Below are 16,916 nucleotides of genomic sequence, written 5' to 3'. Positions count from 1 at the left end.
AAGATTCACAGTAATATCCTTTGCAAAAAGAATCAAATTAAACCCGAAGTTTCAACTTAATCCTTTACTTCAGGATGCAAATTACTGACGGAATAGGCGCAAATTTGCAGGGAGACTCTCTTCGTTAGTGCGATAAGGATTGATGTCTAATCCACCACGGCGGGTATAGCGCAAATAAACAGTAAGTTTACTTGGCTTGCAATGGTTTAATATGTCTGTGAAAATGGACTCTGCACAATGTTCATGAAAGTCCTGATGCAAACGATATGAGATCAGGTAGCGCAATAGCGAAGCATGGTCGATCTGCGGACCGACGTAATGGACAAACATTGTGGCCCAATCGGGCTGATTGGTAATAGGACAATTCGTCTTCAGGAGATGAGAATAAAGACTTTCCTTAGTACTACCCGTTCCGACTTTCAATAAGTTGCTATCGAGTTTATAGGTATCGATATCCACATTAATATCGTCAATACACGTTCCTTCACAATGTGTCCAAGGAGTTCCTATCCACGCATGATGCTTTTTTAAGACTACGATGCACTTGCCACCCGCTGCTTGGGTAAGATCGCGTCGGATGATTTCCACAACTTCTTCTAGCGAGTTGAATCTGGTTTCATTCAAGGAATTCAAATACAACTTCAGTGATTTTGACTCGATAATATTTGTCGTTGTGCAAGGAAAAGTGAATTCCCCTACTGCCATTACAGGTTTACCTTTGGGATCTAGCCAAGAAATTTCATAGGCATTCCAAATATCCACACCGGTAAAGGGAAGTTTCGAACCTAAACTTAATCCTTCACGCTGCAGTTGACGCGCCACAGGAAAAAGCAAGCTGGGATCGTAGCTTGAGGGATAAGCTTCTGATTTGCTTAATGGAGAATCATGTAAAACATTTTTATATGACATTCTTCCTCCTTTTTTCTAAACCTAAAGTATAGTATTCTAGTTCTTTCAATTACAGAGAATTTCTGAGGTAAGCGTGAGTCTCCCCCCGCAAAAAATGCGTGAAGTCGTCTTTCAACTTCTTTTTAGCCTTGACATAGATGCCCAAAACCCCTCTGCCGTGGTAGCTTTCATCGGCAAAGAGTTGGCTGTCTCCAAAAAGTACGTTCTGCAAGCTTTAGATAAAGCAAATGCGATACTTCAGAATAAAGAGGACTTGGATAAGCGTATAGCTGCAATCTCAGTATCTTACGTTTTAGAACGTATCCAAAAAGTAGAAATCAATATCTTACGCCTTGGCGCATACGAAATACTTTTCGACAACGAAATACCCCCTAAGGTTGCTATTGCGGAAGGCATGCGCCTAGCAAAAAAATTCAGCACGCCTGAATCCGCTTCTTATATCAACGCCGTCTTAGACTCCATTTACAAGCAGAGTGAAGGTAAGTCTGTCGACGTAACAGAAATAACTAAAAGCGTAAAAGCAATGGAAGAAATTGAGGCAATTTCCGAAGAAGCCTCTCACCAAGCACTGCCGCCATCAAATGACGACGAAAATAAAGACGACGAAAACGTGGATTTCTAGTGAAAACAGCTGCTCCGGGGCTATTTCTTGAAAATATTCCTCTTGCTCCTTACACCACCTTTGGTGTGGGCGGGCCTGCAGCGTTATTTGCTTCGATAAATTCTTTAGCTGAAATGCAGCAAGCGCTCGCTTTTTGTTCTGAAAATGGCATTCCCTTTATCGTTCTAGGCAAAGGATCTAACTGCCTTTTTGACGATAGAGGCTTTCAGGGCGCTGTCCTGCTCAACAAGTTGAATACATTAGAAGATGACGGAAATGGATGCTTCACCGTCGGCAGCGGTTACAGTTTCGCACGTTTAGGCTCCGGCACTGCACGGAAAGGTTGGTCGGGACTAGAATTTGCTTCAGGTATTCCAGGTACCATGGGGGGAGCCGTTTATATGAATGCCGGGGCTAATGGAAGCGATACTGCATCTATCCTTACAGAAGTCCTTTACCTCCATGCCGATGGAGCTATTCAGAAGTATGAGAGAAACGACTTGCAGTTTGCCTACCGGCACTCCCCTTTTCAAAATATGCAAGGCGCTATCCTTCAAGCAAAAGTTCAGCTAACAGCCTGTGCAGAAGCAAAAAGTAAACAGCACACTATGCTTGCTTACCGCACTTCAACACAGCCCTACGGCGAAAAGTCAGCCGGCTGCGTCTTCCGTAATCCTGAAGGAACCTCAGCAGGAGCCTTGATAGACCATTGCGGGCTAAAAGGAATAACGCAAGGGGGCGCAGTAATATCACCTCAGCATGCTAACTTTATCGTCAATCAAGGTGGAGCCACAGCTCAGGACATCCTTGGACTGATGCAAATTATCAGGACTACGATCCGAGATAAGGTTGGCATAGATCTAGTCAGCGAGATTTGTTATATCCCCTACCAGAGGGAAGAATAAATGACAGAATCCCTTTGGCGCGCTGATCTCCACAGCCATTCTACCTGCTCTGACGGAGTATTAAGCGTACCGGAATTAATCGACCTTGCAAAAAAGAATGGACTTAATGGACTAGCCATTACTGATCATGACACCATACAAGCCCATTTGAGCTTTCCCACGCCCCAAGATTTCTACCTTTTGGCCGGTATTGAATTCTCCACCACTTTCGAAGGTCACAGCATCCATATGCTGGGCTATTCCTATAACCTGAATTCACCTGAAATGGCTGAGCTTTGCCAAAGGCATCAACTGAGACGCGAAGAGCGTAATGAGAAAATCCTTGAGAAACTGAAAACCAAAGGCATTTTCATCACAACGGACGACCTGCTGGAATTTGCCTCCCAAGATTTCCAAAGAACAATCGGGCGCCCCCATATTGCTACGGCAATGGTGAAAAAAGGGTATGTCGCCACATTGAACGACGCTTTTAAGCTTTACTTGAGCGATAATAGCTCTTGCTTTGTCAAGGGAGAAACAATCACAACCGAAGAAACACTGGAAGTCCTCCGCAAAGCCGGAGCTTACGCAGTATTGGCCCACCCGCATCTAGTCCCTAACAGCAACCTGGTAGAAAAAATCCTAAGGCTTAAGTTAGACGGCATAGAAGCTTATTACGCATACTTCGCGGCTGCGCAGCACACCCGCTGGCTCAAAATGGCCGAGAAATATAACCTTTTCGTCACCGGTGGATCTGATTTTCATGGCGGCGAAAAAGTAGCTAACGTTCTAGGATGTTCTTGGACAAAGAAAGAAACATTTGAAATGCTATGGAATCGCTACAAAGAGAACAATCCCCAACTTTCCCTTCCTGCATTGCCATGAACACCTATAGCCAGCTCCTTGCACGCCTTTTTTCGCTCCAAACACAAGTCAAAGGAAAGCTTCACTTGGAAACCATGCAGAAGCTATGCGAGAAGTTAGGCAATCCGCAAAACTCCTTTGAATCAGTACATGTGGCAGGCACAAATGGAAAAGGCTCCGTCTGTTCCATGATTGCTAAGGGACTCGTCCTTTCAGGCTATAAAGTGGGATTGAATACCTCCCCTCATATTGCATGCTTTCGTGAGCGTATCCGTGTCAATGGAATCATGATTTCCGAAGCAGAAGTTTGTGAATATCTTCCACGTATCTTTCAAGCAATAGAAGACCTGCAGCTTACCACAGCATCCTTCTTTGAGATCACTACCGCACTTGCGTTTCTCTATTTTGCCGAACAAAAAGTTGACTGTGCCATCATTGAAACAGGTTTGGGCGGACGTCTGGATGCAACAAATGTCATCACCCCGTGCCTTTCTATTATCACCTCCATTAGTCTGGAGCATACAGAGATATTAGGAAGTACATTAGATGAAATAACCCACGAGAAAGCCGGTATTATCAAAAAACATGTTGCTGTAATTATTGGTCCTACAGTCGATAGCAATATCATAGCCTCCTATACTGATCTATACTTTCCCATCAGTGGAGACTTTAAGGACTATAAAGAAGAAAATAGAGCCATAGCCCTCGAGGCGATGCATTTTTTACCCGTGAGGCCGGAGCATTGGCCGCAAGCATTGGATGCACTTCCATCCTGCCGCTTTGAAGAAACCATGCTAGGCCATAGAAAAATCATTTTTGATGTTGCGCATAACCCTGCCGGAATAGAAAAACTATGTCAGTTATTGGAGGGCCGGTATGAAATTATTATTGCTATTTCCTCTACAAAAGACCTTGAGCGTTGTTTAGAACCGCTCATCCCCTTTGCAAAAAATTGGTTCCCCGTCAGCGCTCAAAATGGCAGGTCATACAATGCAGATGTGTTGGAAAAACAGTTGTTGAAAATGAATGTCCCTTCCGAAAAGATCCATTTGGAAGCATCCGTCACAGAAGCAATGCAAAATGCATTAACTATCAGTGACTTGCCTGTTTTGGTCTGCGGATCATTCTTTATCATGGCAGAGGCACGCCTTGCATGCGCTATCCAAGAACCACGCGATAACGTAGACCTAAACGAAAAAACCATGCCAACAACCTAGCCTGGACTTAATGCCCAGGGCTGAATATTTTCTCAGGGCTTTCAGCCACTACAAAATCCGGTCTTTCAGAGAATTTCTTTAGCATGCGTACATGAGAGCATACCGCATGCCATAAGTTCTTCTGTTCATTGTAAGGAAGCCCGTATTCTAAAGCAGTCTGACGTACAATAGGTGAAATTTTATGGTAATGCACATGTGAAACATGCGGAAATAGGTGGTGCTCAATTTGAAAGTTCAAACCGCCAAATAAATGCGATGTCAGAGGGCTGTCAGAAGCAAAATTCGACGTTGTCTTCATCTCGTGCATAACCCAGATATTTTCCATATGGCCTCTTTCATCCGGTAAGGGATATTCAACCCCTTCCACCACGTGGGCAAGTTGAAAGACGATAGCAGCTAGAAACCCGCCAAACATCTGCATTAAGACGTAGCCCATGAAAGTCTGCCACCAGGGTAAATTCACGACTATAATCGGAATGACAATGTAGAGAGCTATGTATAAAGCCTTAAAAAATAAGAATATGCCGGCGTCTATGTTAGAAGCCCTGCCTTTTTTCCAGTAGTCCCACATCAACACGTAATCGCTATAGTGTGCCCAGTTCAAAGTCGTTAGCGTATAAAGAGGAAGAGCATACCAATGTTGGAAGCGGTGAAAGGGGTAGTAGCCGTCCGTCGGTGCTAGACGCAAGAAGATCATCTTGTCAATGTCCTTATCTATACCTGCAATATTCGTAAAAGTATGATGATCATTGTTATGCGTCAGAGTCCAATTGAATGAACTAAACCCTTGCAGGTCGAATAAGTACCCTAGACACTTGTTCCAAGTCTTATTTTTAAAGAGAGAACCATGCAATACATCATGGATAATATTTATGCAGATAAAGGATGTTGTATAACCGAACAAAATAAACAGGACCATCACCCCCATAAAACCGAACTCGTTAGATAAAATAGCTCCATATAAGGCGAAGTTAGCAACGATGAGAAAAATTGTTTTAAGCCACATACTGGCATCTGCGTTTCTTTGAAGCTTACTGCGTGCAAAAAATGCCTCTACCCTTCTTCTAACCTCAGAGAGAAATCCCTCTGGAGCTGCCCTCTTGAATTTGATCTCACTGGCTTCACGAATGATCCTTTTTCCCATTTGATTCCTTCTGCAAAAAAATATTTTAGTGATTTGACTATGTCCGAATTCTTCAGCGAATGCAATAGAGAAAAAAGACAAAGGAAGAGATAGAAAAATAGAAAACTTTCATTTTTTTAAAAAATAATTCATTACATTAGGAGTCTAGTGCAATTTAAGACTTGCAGTGTTCTAAAATAATACTTATGAAATGACATAATGAAGCTGAATATGTGGAGGTTTATATGACAAAAAAGAAAAGAGATCCCGATGATCCTAAGCCACTTAATTTTGACCATGATGAGAAAAAAGGGCCAAGTGATCATTTAAAAGAACCCTTCATGACACCGGAAGAAGAAAGAGGCGATAACGAAGACGACCAATATTACGACGAAGAAGAGAGACTCAGTCCAGAGGAAGAAAAAATCCGAAAAGAAGAGGATGATCTCTAAATCTTCGCATGTTATAGGGTTTGGAAGAACGCCTCCATAAAGTTAGCGGTGTTATTCTTGTGAGTTCTAAAAAAACTATTCTAAACCGTCCGGATAAAGCTACCCAATCCAGACGTAAAATAGTGCATTGATATTGCACCCGGTTTTTGAGTTAGAAGGTAAACTCTTTTAAGCCACATAAGGCTTCTTTAAAAAATTCATTCTCCAACTTGCGTGCTCAAACAAGGCGAAGATGTTTTCTTTAACGACGTTAGAAGAGAAATTGGGGTCAGGAATGGGATGGAAATTTCGGTATAAAGTTTTTCCTAAATACTATCGAGAATTGATAAAAAGCAGCACCTGTAATTTCAGTTCAATTTCTCTTATAGGCTGCCTTAAACTGCTCACATCTCTTTTAGCTAATTCTTTTAAGTCAAACCACCGAAGTTATGCTGCAACAAATGCAACATTCGATTAATTACCTAAAAGAAAAACCTCACTATAAAAATTTATTATCGAAAAGAAGAAATTATCTCTTGAATTTTTGCCAAAAAAAAATACATATTATAGAAAACTCCATGACAAACTCAGAACGTGTCTACATCTAAAATCAATATAAATTCCTGGCTTCAATCTAGTTATGTTCTCCTGGTAATACAGCAGGCAATTGTTGCTTCTTCAAGTATTTGGCTTACATGGTTAATTCTAGGCGTTTCGGAAGGTCAGCCTTCATTGACATGGCTTTGGCTATATCTAGTATCTTTAATTTTGCCTTATCTTCCCGGTGCTTTTGCTCTGATCCAGGTAAGCAAAACTCAAATAAAAAGTTGTGTCAATTACATTCAAGAGTTTTCCCAACTATATCCAGGTAAAATTCTAAAGTGGTCGGATCGTGAACAACGCAGTACTATATCCTCAATTTTGTCCGGAGAAGCTTGTCCCACTATAAATGGATATATCGAGTATTTATATCACTTAGTTTCTTCAGGACTTAATGTATTTTTTAACCTTTTTGTTTTAGCGGCGTTAATCAACTCATCGTTACTAATAACTTATGCTATAGGAGTTACACTATCTTTGATTATTTTATATTCCCAAAAAAGTTTTAAAACGAAGTTAGCCCTAAAAGCCCAAGAAAGCAGAATTCAATGGACTTCACTTCTTATTAAATCATGGGATAATATTTTAATAAATAATTTGTATAATCTGAATATATGGAATAGAAAGGCCTCTATTCAAGGAAAAAATTTAACTGAAAATACAATTACATTGGAGAAATTTAATCAGTTAATCGGAATTATAATGGCATTTGCCTTGATATTACCTTCAATGATGCTAATCACTTATTTAGCTATGATGAATTTAGAAAATCTAGCGTTTTTGGCAACTTTGATTGTTCTCTTCCCTCGCCTTTTTCAAGTTTTGACATATTCTTACGAACTGCTCTTTTTCATTTCTGACTTTCCTGTGCAAAAAGCAAAATTGAATACCGTACTTTCTGTCATTAAATCTCCTGAATTAGATGAAAACAATGATGCTTTATGGAAGAGAGTTCACTGGAACAAAATTTATTTCAAGCAACCGTTGGAAGGGATAATTTCAGCCAAAGATTTATTATTTAAACTTCCGAATAACGGAAGAATCACGTTACATGGAGAAAATGGTAGTGGAAAAACGTCATTTTTACTCCTGTTAAAAATGCAGCATAATACTAGCGCTTTTTACTTGCCCTCTAAACATGATTTGCTTTTTGAGGAACTAGAGAATAATAAACTGTCTACCGGACAACAAGCATTTAAAGCTTTAAAAGAAATAAAGGAAAAAGTTGACACCCCTATTATTCTGTTAGACGAATGGGATGCAAATCTAGATAAAAAAAATAGGCATGAGTTGTCAATGTTGATTGATGAACTATCTTTAAATCATTGTATTGTAGAAGTGCTACATGTCAAACAAGAAGATAGTCCTCCATAACTCATTTAACCGAAAAAGTTGAAAATTTTTATTACATTTTGGTATTGAGTTTTATGGCGGACCACCGCCCTCATAACTCGCTGGTCCTTGGTTCAAGTCCAAGTTGCCCCACTTTTTCACACATACTTGTAAACGCGATTCAACTTGATTCAATCACAACGATCAAGGTAAGATTTCTTATCGCGGTGCAATGGAGGTGCAACGAAAAAGAATCTTAACACACACCATCCAGCCGCTCGAACCAAAAAAACAAAGGTTTGAGTGAATGGCATCTATACAAAAACGCAAAAATAAAAACGGAACCAGTCACTGGCGAGCAGTCGTTCGCATCAAAGGCTATCCCACAGTCTGCAACCATTTTGATAGAAAGCAAGAAGCTGAGGACTGGGCAGCTGATATCGAAAGGCAAATTAAACATGGCCAATATCAGTTTAACCGCCATATAGAGCAGCATACTTTCCAGCAGCTGATCGAACGCTACGTCAATGATGGCGCTTTGCAGCACATCCGTTCTGCCGAAGATGTCATGCATCATCTCAACTATTGGAAGAGTCGCATTGGGGACTATGCACTGATCCACCTTACAACTGATCTTATAGGAAAAGAAAGACAACAACTAGCCGACACCCCCACAAGTAAAGGACTCAAGCGTAGCGCAGCAACAACCAATAGATATATTTCAAGTCTATCTGCTATTTTTAGCTATGCCCAGCGTTTAAAATGGGTCGACGAGAACCCTTGCTTTAATTTAACCAAACTAAAAGAAAACAAAGGAAGAGACCGTGTTCTTTCTGAAGATGAAATCTCTTCTCGACTTCTACCTGCCTGCCGTCAAAGCAAATCGCCTTACCTCTACTGTATTGTACTGATGAGCCTAACTACAGGTGCAAGGCAAGGGAAGATTTTAGGATTAGAGTGGCGCCATGTCGATTTTGAAAACAGGCTCGCTTATCTCAAAGAAACAAAAAAACGGAAACCCAAGAAGTATTTCCTTAGCAGAACCTGTCATTGAAGAGTTGAGAAATCTATTTCAAGTACGTAACTCAGCAAAATCTTTAGTCTTTTCAAGTCTAACAGCCTTTGGTCAAATCGATATTAAAAAAGCTTGGAAGGAGGCTCTCAAAAGAGCTGAAATTGCAGACTGTCGAGCTCATGATATGCGACATACTTTTTGTACCTTAGCTGCAAGGCAAGGCGCATCTAACTTGGAGTTGGCCACTGCAATGGGTCATCGTACTTTACATATGTTACAACGCTACACACATCTTGATGTCCAGGTCACTAAAAAATTTAGCAAACACATCTCTGAACAAATCCTTAAAGAAATGCCTAACTCTTGAACAGATACCACACCTGAATCTCAAGGATGGAAGTAACTATATTATATGCATGGCAAGTAGTGATTACTTATCAAGTTACACTTTATGTCATTCGTACTAAGTGATTTAACAAATAGTCGCAATATAGTACCAAATTATGGTACTATATAGACAAAGAGAGAGAGATTGAGTGAATAAAAAACACGAAAAAACCCTTGAAGCGATTTTTAAGATTCCTATCCTCTCCAATGTAGTTTGGAAAGATTGTGAAAAGTTACTCACGGCGTTAGGCGCTGAAATTACAGAAGGAGAAGGCTCCCGCGTTAGAATTATTCTCAATAGAGTGAAAGCAGTATTCCATCGCCCTCACCCTAAAAAAGAGATAGATAAGGGAGCTTTAGACTCCTTAAAAAAATTTTTAGAAAATGCGGGTATACAACCCAAGGAGAAAGATAAGCCATGATGAAATATAAGGGATATATCGGACATGTAGAGTATGACGATGAAGCCAAAATTTTCCATGGTGAAGTGATTGGCTTACGAGATATTATCACTTTTCAAGGGACAAGCGTAGAAGAGCTTGAGCTTGCTTTTAAGGACTCCATTGACGACTATCTTGCTTGGTGTAAGGAGAGGGGAGAGAAACCAGAAAAAACATTTTCTGGAACTTTCAATCTCAGAATCTCGCCAGAATTACACGCCAAACTTGCTTTTCAGGCCAGAACAAAAGGTTTAAGCTTAAATTCATATGTAATAGAAAAACTACATGAACTTGATTAAAATTAAGACACCAACTCCGAACTTAGAACCCGCAAAAAACATTTTACGCCTATTTTTCAGAGAAATCAAAGAACTACAGAAATGTATTTCAGAGCCAGTTTCTCCACCTTTTTCGATCAAGGATCGAGAGCCTTATCTGACTAATGTAGAATTTACATCTCATCCAGACCTAGCTTGTGAAAATGAGAACGCTTATCGTTGGCTTTACGCTGAAGCCAAACACTATCATGCTAGGGGTCAGGCGTGACTTATTGACTTGTTATCTTGAGTTTTAGTGGCTTTTATGGAAACACTGTTGATTTGCATGATACTTCAAAATTTTGTTTAGTTAATTCATTTTCTTATGTTGTAATCTCTTGATTTAATGAGAGTGAATTGTTGTTTTTTTATCCAGTTTTTTAGCTAACCGACTAAGACCTCCAGCATCTCTCCTTAGTTTCTTAGCCACATCAATTATAGATAACCCCTTCAGATCTCGCGCTAAAAGGGTAATAATAGCTCTCAAATGGGCTAAGTTCCTTGCGCTACTGTCAGAAACAATTTCCTCTTCGATAATTCCATATTTTGAACAGACATCATAAGGTCTGAAATCGTAACTTTTGAATCTTTATTCTGATGCTCATAAGTTTCATTTGTACAGTCTAGAATCGTTTGGATGAACGTATCATCTCCTATTATTCCAGACTGAAGACCCATTTTAAAGTCGATTTCAGGTTCACAGTCAATTCCAGCATGAATATATTCATTCTATCGTTTAATAGCTTCATCGCAGTTTTCTGAATATTTTTTTAGCAGATAATCGCTTTCAACCCAGACTATAGGATCTGTTCCTAGATACGAGTTATGTCCACTCCACTTGTAATCTTCGGTTTTTTTTACGATTCCTGCTCTAACTGGATTTAAATGAATATAACGAATCAGTTGAGGTAAGTAGTTGTCCTTACTAACGAGAATCGATTTAAACCTTCCTTGAAAACATGGCCCACCTCTTTACGAAAACGATTAATTCGTTGAGCATATCGAAATGCAAAGTTTTGAATAGCTGATGAAAGTCCCTCTTGACCTTGCTGCCATGCAAGATGGATATGATTGGTCATCAAACAAAAACCGTGTATTCGATGTCCGTATCGTTCGATAACTTCTTGTATAAGTAGGCAGCATTGTACTCTATCGTAATCCGAATAAAAAATAGGTCGTCATTGATTACCACGAAGCATTAACATGATGGAATGCTCCTATCGCATTATACCTGGGTGCTCTTGGCATCAAAAAATCTATTGTTGTTTTTAGTTAAAAAAATTGCTTGAGGATGCCATTTCTGCATAAACAAGTCAACAAGTCACGTCTGAACCCGATCATAAGAAGCCTCAAACACAGAACCGAAAGAACACCTCTTAGAGTAGCTTTTGGAAAAATCGTAAGAGAAAAACGGTTAGCGCTGGGTCTATCTCAAGAAAAGTTGGCAGAGAAAGCAGATCTCCATATAAATTATGTGGGATCAGTGGAGAGAGGCGAAAGAAATATTGCTTTAGAAAACATTTATGCACTAGCTTATGCACTAAACTGTTCAGCAAAAGAGTTAATTTCTGAAAGCTAGCACTATTAGAAATAGTCTAAAAATTAATTTGGCATTGGTGAGTTGACGTCATGCCATACTTTTTCTAAATTCGATTTGTATCTTTTTTCCATTTTGGAAGATATATCATTAATACCTGAGATATCTATTTTAACAAATTCCAAAAGATACTTATCCTTAGGTAAAACACCTGTTGTAATATGGGGGAAATTTCCAGTTCCCCGACTAAGTTTTCTCCCTTTAACCCCAATTAAAGAGATTGCAAAGTTCCATGATTTACAATCTGTTATTAAGGATAGTTCAGTTAATACCTTACTTACCAAGAGAAATGAAGTTTTAACCCACTCGGCAAACGCTATGACATTACCATTTTGATATTCTATGTCCGATAAAACTAATTCCAACGCGCCTTTCGGAGAAACTACTAAGTATCGATTTATGTCACTGTAATATATTAATCCTTCAGATCTTAATTGGCATTGAGAATTAATTAAGTTAGCATTTCCTTGTATTAAGGAATCCAATGCATATTCAAGTTTTTGTTGTAAATTCCATTCGCTTATGTTTATTGAAATGTTCTCATTTTCGGGATACGCATGTATGACAAATGCAGGCGATTCAATTCTAAAGTCATTAACATTGTTTAACCAAAAATCTAAACTTTCGTTTCTCGATGAAATTAATTTTGAAAAATTTGCCCCCTCGTTATGGATAATCTTATATGCATTAGCTATTTCTGAAGCAGTCATAGCTACAACATCGCAACCAACTCTTTTAGGATATATAGAGGGCTGTCCATTTTCTTTCAACTGATGTAGTTGCTTAGATTTTGGACAAAAAATTATGACAATAAATTTTCCTGAATATAACTTGATTTTTTTAAAAAAAACATTTTCTATTAATGGTTCATAATGTGATCTTAATTTATCTTGAATGTGCTTTTGAATGCGTTCCCAGTTTTCAATTTCAACTCCACATATGCCTGAGAATATACCCCCTGTTTCTTCCACACCTATTAATATAGTTCCTCCTAAATTATTGACAAAAGCGCCAACTAGTTTGCAAATTCCAAACCAATCATCCTTTTTAGTATTGTCATTTTTAGGAAAGTAACTATTAAAATCTATACTTTGACCCTCTTCAGATTTATGTAATAACTTAATCAGCTCATTTTCATCTTCAACATTTTTCAATTTTTCAATCAAATCCATCTTTAATTCCAAATATTTTTATTGCACAGTTCGAGTTAAATCAGATCTGCGAATTAGTAATTAAAATTTAAATTATTTCTTAATTAATCCATTTAAAACCAATTACTGTTTCAGGAAGATTTAATGCTTTGGCAATCTTAAATAGAGTTGTACGACGAGGCATAGTCTTCGATGAAAAAAATCTGCTAAGAGAAGATTGTGGAATACCTGTTTTTCGCGCAAGTTCACTAATACCACCTTGTCTATCAATTTCCACTCTCAAACGTTCTTTAAATGCTGTAACATCAGTTTTAATTTCATCCAAATCATCAAAACGAAGATAGGGTCGCTCCTCAGATTTTTGGGGCGCATTTTCAATATCATCAAGAGATTCTTGTAAGTCCGCAATAATTTTATCACGATCTTTAATATCTGTTTCATCAAACCACATTTCCATTAAGTCGCGAAGACCTTCAAAACTTTGACAATTCTCCATTAATGACCAAATAAAGTTGTTTTCAAGACCTTGATCTCTCATTTCTTTGAGAATATCCAAAACGTGCAAATTTCTACCTGGATTATCTTCATGTATCTGTGGATTGTTCATAATAATTCCCCTCGGGATATAAGCCTTCCTTCATTAATGAGCTGTATTTTTGTTTTTAATTTAGCCATCTCTCGAAAGTCTGTTTTTTCATCGTTTTTTACATAAGCATTGCAAAGGTATGCTGTATTTTGGATGATTACCACAAGTAAGCGTAGTTGAACGCGGCCATGTCCAATATTATGCCATTTCATTTTATTCCCCAAATGAATACTCTTGCCGCTTTTTTCTTTGCATGGTCCCCAAAATTTGTCATTACCAAACTTTGAATTATTAGGATAATCCTTAAGAAGCTCAGCGTCAGGTCGTATCATAGTCTGATACTCTTCCCGTGTAAAAACACCCTTCAAATCCAAATAAGACTGTAAAGCCCACTCAGTAATCACTATATTCATTATCTTTTCTCATAACAAATTATAACATATCATTACATTTTACCACAAAATACCTCTAAAGCGAAGAAGAAAATAAAAAATCACAGGGTAATTAATTAAAAAAGAAGCTAGTCACGTTGCGGTTCAATCGCGGTGCAACGCTCCCCGTAAATATCCATTCATACTCAACAAAAACCAGTGGCACTAAACACACAAACCTCTTAGTATATTGCTGATAACGGCTGGATATTATCGGGTAATATGAAAGGCGACCGCCCTCATAACCCGCTGGTCTTTTTCTTCGGGCAGATGGTCAAATTGCTAATGTAGGGGTGTATGGGTCCTATCAATATGAATTTTACGAAATACACCCGCTTTTACTTTTATTCTGCAAAATTGGAAGCCTAAAATACGTTAAACCAAACCTTACAATGAATGGGGTCAGGACCAGCCCCATTCACTAATTAACTAGGAAGCAATAAGTTAATCGGAAATTAAATTTCTGAGGGCAAATATTCTGCATTTTTCATAAACTTTAAAGCAATCCACATGGAAAAAATCGATAAACTTAATGTAATATAAAAATTTGTAGAAATCGTCAGATTTAAAAATAGTTCTCTTAAGGCGATGACTTGATAAGACAGTGGATTAAAATGACTAATTACTTTTAGATATTCAGGAACATTATCTAATGAGTAAAATATAGGGGCAGATAATGATATTGGAAGAAATAAAAACTGAATAAATAAATCTCTTTGAGAGTATTTTTTAAAATAATACGTACAAACTATCGCAAGAGAAACCCAAAAGAAGGTTGCTAAAATACCAACAATAAGAAGAGCAAAAAATCCAGAAATTGAAAGTTGAACTCCCAATAATAATGCTAATGGATAGGAAATGCTTGTTTGAACAATGAACAAGCAAATGGGAACCACTGACATTCCTAAAAAGTAAGCTAAATTTGTAGTTCCAGCAATCATTTTAATTGCCTGAAGACCCCATCTTCTATCAATCGTTAATCTATAAATTGAATGTAAAAATAGTCTCAGAAGTTGTAATCCTACAATTCCAGGATAAACAAAAGAGATATAATCAACTTGGTAAATGCCAACAATACTTTGTAATCCTGCAGCAAGAAGAAATAAATAGGCAAAGGGTTCCATAAAAATTCTTAATAAGCCAGGCTTATCGTTGATTATGGCTCGAAACTCAAATTCAGATACAAGAAAAAAATTACGTAACATTAGATGTTTTACTCATTGTGTTTGTATAGTATTCATGAAGATTATTTGCGGATCTTTTGATGCTTTCAATTTCTAAATTTGCAATTAGAGAGCCTTCATTTAAAAAAAGTATTCGATCGACGTCATTTTCGATAAGGTGTAAATCATGCGATGAAAGAATTATTAAACAATTTTGTTTTGATAATTGCTTTAAACTTTGCATAAGAATTTTGCTAGCAATAGGATCTAGGCCTGTGGTGGGTTCGTCCAGAATAAGTATTTTTGCATTTTGAGCCAACGCACGAGCTATTTGCATTCTTCTTTGTTCACCACCTGAAAGAGCATCTGGTTTACAGTAACTTTTATGTTGTAATTCTAATGTCGTTAGCCATTTTTTTGATACCTCTTCCGCCTCACTTAAACCATAACCTCCTAATCTAGCTCCAAGTCTAACATTATCGATTACTGGCAAATACCAATCTATACATGAAAATTGACTTACCCATGCAATTTCTTTTGAATCTGGAATATGACAATCAATTGTTCCCTTATCATGTTTTATTACCCCAGCAATAATATGAATCAAGGTTGATTTTCCAGCACCATTGGGTCCAATCAATCCAACAAGGCTTCCATATTCAAGGTCAATGTTTATTCCATGAAGAGCAATTTTGCCATTTGGATACGTTTTAAAGACATTTTTAACTGAAATTGCAGTTTTCAATGATATTTCCTTTTTAAATTATTTAAATCATCGAGTAGTTCTATAAGGTCGAGATAGTGTCCATTGGCCTTGTTGCGCAATAGCCTTCACAGACAAATTAATTTGATAAAACTCTTATTATCCCTTTCCCAAACCACCCTAATTTGCTTTGGTTGTCCATTTTTCTCTTGGTAGACCAATTTTATTCATCTTATTGATTACTAAACATTTACAAATAACCTCAGATTGTTGAGCTCCTATAGATCGAGCTTTAAGCTTTTCTCCAAACATCTTTTTTACTCTAAACATGGCCGTTTCTACTAAAGATCTTTCGTGGTATCGCGAGCAGATTTTCCAAAGCTTTCTTCCCATCTCTCCACTACCAAATCCTTCAATTGCTGCTAGGCTGGCATCCCTCTCTCGCTCCCACCCCTCTCTCGCTCCCATCCTTCCAAAGCTCCCTTATAGGTGGCATCTCTTGGCGGAGGAACAATGCAAATTCCTCCTTTTTCATGGACTTTCTTACGAAAACGTTGTGCATCATAAGCTCCATCGCCCCGCGCTGATTTAATGGCTTTTGGCAGGCTATCCAACATCCTCTCAGCTACTTCTGCATCTCCTTCGTTATTCCCTATTAACTCGCAACACAGAATGTCTTGGGTTTCGGCATCTAATCCTATGTGAAACTTCCTCCAGGTTCTACGCTTGGTTTTCCCATGAACCTTTATTTTCCATTCTCCTTCTCCATTTACTTTCAGCCCTGTTGAATCAAAAATAATATGACACTTTTTCTTCCCTTTAAGTAAACGTCTAATGTGTTTATGCAGAGTTTGAGCCCTTCTAGAGATTTGGGTATCGCTGGGAACTGAAAGATCGAGACTCATTAATTTGAATAAAGATTTGGCAAAACCTTGTAAGCTTCTTAGGGTCAACTTGAATACTTCTCGAAGCATGAGAAGCATAAGCATTGCTTCGTCAGAATAAGTTTTTGGCCTTCCTGCCACGCATGTGTGTGACGAGGAATGCCATTTTTTTAATGATTCTTCCTCTATCCAAATAGTTATGCTTCCTCTTTGAATGAGAGCTCTGTTATAATCTGGCCAATTACGAATGTTATAAGTCGCTTCAGTTTGCATGAGGTAGA

Annotated in this window: 20 protein-coding genes; 12 read left to right on the top strand and 8 right to left on the bottom strand. The window is 38.2% G+C overall.

The features are described 5' to 3' along the window. Window positions 1–81: 81 nt before the first annotated feature. Window positions 82–909: an NADPH-dependent 7-cyano-7-deazaguanine reductase QueF gene (queF, locus tag WC222_04700; protein MFA6915674.1), complete on the bottom strand. Its 828-nt coding sequence runs from the start codon at window positions 907–909 to the stop codon at window positions 82–84. 73 nt (window positions 910–982) lie between these two features. Between queF and nusB the strand changes: the two genes are divergently transcribed. Genes nusB through WC222_04680 form a run of 4 tightly spaced genes read left to right on the top strand, consistent with a single transcriptional unit; the run spans window position 983 to window position 4,475 of the window. Further along, on the top strand, window positions 983–1,531 hold the full coding sequence (nusB, locus tag WC222_04695) for a transcription antitermination factor NusB (protein ID MFA6915673.1): 549 nt from the start codon (window positions 983–985) through the stop codon (window positions 1,529–1,531). Then, window positions 1,531–2,415, top strand: a complete 885-nt coding sequence (murB, locus tag WC222_04690; GenBank protein MFA6915672.1) for a UDP-N-acetylmuramate dehydrogenase — start codon at window positions 1,531–1,533, stop codon at window positions 2,413–2,415. The genes nusB and murB overlap by 1 nt, the downstream gene beginning before the upstream one ends. After that, entirely contained in the window at window positions 2,416–3,279 is an 864-nt protein-coding gene (locus WC222_04685) for a PHP domain-containing protein (protein MFA6915671.1), read from the top strand. It begins immediately after the preceding gene. Continuing rightward, on the top strand, window positions 3,225–4,475 hold the full coding sequence (locus WC222_04680) for a folylpolyglutamate synthase/dihydrofolate synthase family protein (protein ID MFA6915670.1): 1,251 nt from the start codon (window positions 3,225–3,227) through the stop codon (window positions 4,473–4,475). The genes WC222_04685 and WC222_04680 overlap by 55 nt, the downstream gene beginning before the upstream one ends. Window positions 4,476–4,482: 7 nt before the next feature. On the opposite strand, the gene WC222_04675 is transcribed toward WC222_04680, so the two are convergent. Next, window positions 4,483–5,619, bottom strand: a complete 1,137-nt coding sequence (locus WC222_04675; GenBank protein ID MFA6915669.1) for an acyl-CoA desaturase — start codon at window positions 5,617–5,619, stop codon at window positions 4,483–4,485. Between the two features lie 224 nt (window positions 5,620–5,843). Between WC222_04675 and WC222_04670 the strand changes: the two genes are divergently transcribed. The 8 genes from WC222_04670 (at window position 5,844) to WC222_04635 (ending at window position 11,699) form a co-directional block, all read left to right on the top strand. Further along, complete coding sequence (locus WC222_04670; protein MFA6915668.1) at window positions 5,844–6,050, top strand: hypothetical protein; 207 nt, start codon at window positions 5,844–5,846, stop codon at window positions 6,048–6,050. Between the two features lie 573 nt (window positions 6,051–6,623). Then, window positions 6,624–8,003, top strand: coding sequence for a hypothetical protein (locus WC222_04665; protein MFA6915667.1), 1,380 nt, complete (start codon window positions 6,624–6,626; stop codon window positions 8,001–8,003). Window positions 8,004–8,268: 265 nt separating this feature from the next. After that, window positions 8,269–9,015 carry a tyrosine-type recombinase/integrase gene (locus WC222_04660; GenBank protein MFA6915666.1) on the top strand — a complete coding sequence of 249 codons (747 nt, stop codon included), beginning with the start codon at window positions 8,269–8,271 and terminating at the stop codon, window positions 9,013–9,015. Window positions 9,016–9,019: 4 nt separating this feature from the next. Further along, window positions 9,020–9,343 (top strand): tyrosine-type recombinase/integrase, encoded by a 324-nt coding sequence (locus WC222_04655; GenBank protein MFA6915665.1) that lies wholly within the window; start codon window positions 9,020–9,022, stop codon window positions 9,341–9,343. Between the two features lie 169 nt (window positions 9,344–9,512). Next, complete coding sequence (locus WC222_04650; GenBank protein ID MFA6915664.1) at window positions 9,513–9,785, top strand: type II toxin-antitoxin system HicA family toxin; 273 nt, start codon at window positions 9,513–9,515, stop codon at window positions 9,783–9,785. After that, window positions 9,782–10,102 carry a type II toxin-antitoxin system HicB family antitoxin gene (locus tag WC222_04645; protein ID MFA6915663.1) on the top strand — a complete coding sequence of 107 codons (321 nt, stop codon included), beginning with the start codon at window positions 9,782–9,784 and terminating at the stop codon, window positions 10,100–10,102. The genes WC222_04650 and WC222_04645 overlap by 4 nt, the downstream gene beginning before the upstream one ends. Beyond that, the gene (locus tag WC222_04640) at window positions 10,089–10,349 is read left to right on the top strand and encodes a hypothetical protein (protein ID MFA6915662.1); all 261 of its coding nucleotides are present in this window, start codon (window positions 10,089–10,091) and stop codon (window positions 10,347–10,349) included. Before WC222_04645 ends, WC222_04640 begins: the two co-directional genes overlap by 14 nt. A gap of 1,062 nt (window positions 10,350–11,411) precedes the next feature. Beyond that, complete coding sequence (locus tag WC222_04635) at window positions 11,412–11,699, top strand: helix-turn-helix transcriptional regulator (protein MFA6915661.1); 288 nt, start codon at window positions 11,412–11,414, stop codon at window positions 11,697–11,699. Window positions 11,700–11,722: 23 nt separating this feature from the next. Here WC222_04635 and WC222_04630 read toward each other — a convergent pair whose 3' ends face one another. The 6 genes from WC222_04630 to WC222_04605 all read right to left on the bottom strand — a co-directional run. Continuing rightward, on the bottom strand, window positions 11,723–12,889 hold the full coding sequence (locus tag WC222_04630; protein ID MFA6915660.1) for an ATP-binding protein: 1,167 nt from the start codon (window positions 12,887–12,889) through the stop codon (window positions 11,723–11,725). 79 nt (window positions 12,890–12,968) lie between these two features. Beyond that, a complete protein-coding gene (locus WC222_04625) occupies window positions 12,969–13,475 on the bottom strand; it encodes a helix-turn-helix transcriptional regulator (GenBank protein MFA6915659.1) in 507 nt (168 codons plus the stop codon). Beyond that, the gene (locus tag WC222_04620) at window positions 13,472–13,867 is read right to left on the bottom strand and encodes a hypothetical protein (protein ID MFA6915658.1); all 396 of its coding nucleotides are present in this window, start codon (window positions 13,865–13,867) and stop codon (window positions 13,472–13,474) included. Before WC222_04620 ends, WC222_04625 begins: the two co-directional genes overlap by 4 nt. 473 nt (window positions 13,868–14,340) lie before the next feature. Next, on the bottom strand, window positions 14,341–15,090 hold the full coding sequence (locus WC222_04615) for an ABC transporter permease (GenBank protein ID MFA6915657.1): 750 nt from the start codon (window positions 15,088–15,090) through the stop codon (window positions 14,341–14,343). Next, a complete protein-coding gene (locus tag WC222_04610) occupies window positions 15,080–15,793 on the bottom strand; it encodes an ABC transporter ATP-binding protein (GenBank protein ID MFA6915656.1) in 714 nt (237 codons plus the stop codon). Before WC222_04610 ends, WC222_04615 begins: the two co-directional genes overlap by 11 nt. 380 nt (window positions 15,794–16,173) lie before the next feature. Continuing rightward, window positions 16,174–16,916: IS5 family transposase (locus WC222_04605; protein ID MFA6915655.1), on the bottom strand; the 743-nt coding region annotated here is incomplete at its 5' end.

The sequence above is a fragment of the Parachlamydiales bacterium genome, from assembly GCA_041671045.1.
In the GTDB taxonomy this organism is placed as follows: domain Bacteria; phylum Chlamydiota; class Chlamydiia; order Chlamydiales; family JABDDJ01; genus JABDDJ01.
The sequence above is the reverse complement of the archived record's forward strand: the minus strand, read 5'-3'. Positions and strand labels throughout refer to the sequence as shown.

Bases quoted from the DNA above. Each gene is read 5' to 3' on its own strand.
- WC222_04675 (MFA6915669.1), bottom strand. From the start codon at position 5,619: ATGGGAAAAAGGATCATTCGTGAAGCCAGTGAGATCAAATTCAAGAGG.
- WC222_04615 (MFA6915657.1), bottom strand. From the start codon at position 15,090: ATGTTACGTAATTTTTTTCTTGTATCTGAATTTGAGTTTCGAGCCATA.
- WC222_04685 (MFA6915671.1), top strand. From the start codon at position 2,416: ATGACAGAATCCCTTTGGCGCGCTGATCTCCACAGCCATTCTACCTGC.
- WC222_04635 (MFA6915661.1), top strand. From the start codon at position 11,412: ATGCCATTTCTGCATAAACAAGTCAACAAGTCACGTCTGAACCCGATC.
- WC222_04680 (MFA6915670.1), top strand. From the start codon at position 3,225: ATGGAATCGCTACAAAGAGAACAATCCCCAACTTTCCCTTCCTGCATT.
- WC222_04640 (MFA6915662.1), top strand. From the start codon at position 10,089: ATGAACTTGATTAAAATTAAGACACCAACTCCGAACTTAGAACCCGCA.
- queF (MFA6915674.1), bottom strand. From the start codon at position 909: ATGTCATATAAAAATGTTTTACATGATTCTCCATTAAGCAAATCAGAA.
- WC222_04660 (MFA6915666.1), top strand. From the start codon at position 8,269: ATGGCATCTATACAAAAACGCAAAAATAAAAACGGAACCAGTCACTGG.
- WC222_04620 (MFA6915658.1), bottom strand. From the start codon at position 13,867: ATGAATATAGTGATTACTGAGTGGGCTTTACAGTCTTATTTGGATTTG.
- WC222_04630 (MFA6915660.1), bottom strand. From the start codon at position 12,889: ATGGATTTGATTGAAAAATTGAAAAATGTTGAAGATGAAAATGAGCTG.
- WC222_04645 (MFA6915663.1), top strand. From the start codon at position 9,782: ATGATGAAATATAAGGGATATATCGGACATGTAGAGTATGACGATGAA.
- WC222_04625 (MFA6915659.1), bottom strand. From the start codon at position 13,475: ATGAACAATCCACAGATACATGAAGATAATCCAGGTAGAAATTTGCAC.
- WC222_04670 (MFA6915668.1), top strand. From the start codon at position 5,844: ATGACAAAAAAGAAAAGAGATCCCGATGATCCTAAGCCACTTAATTTT.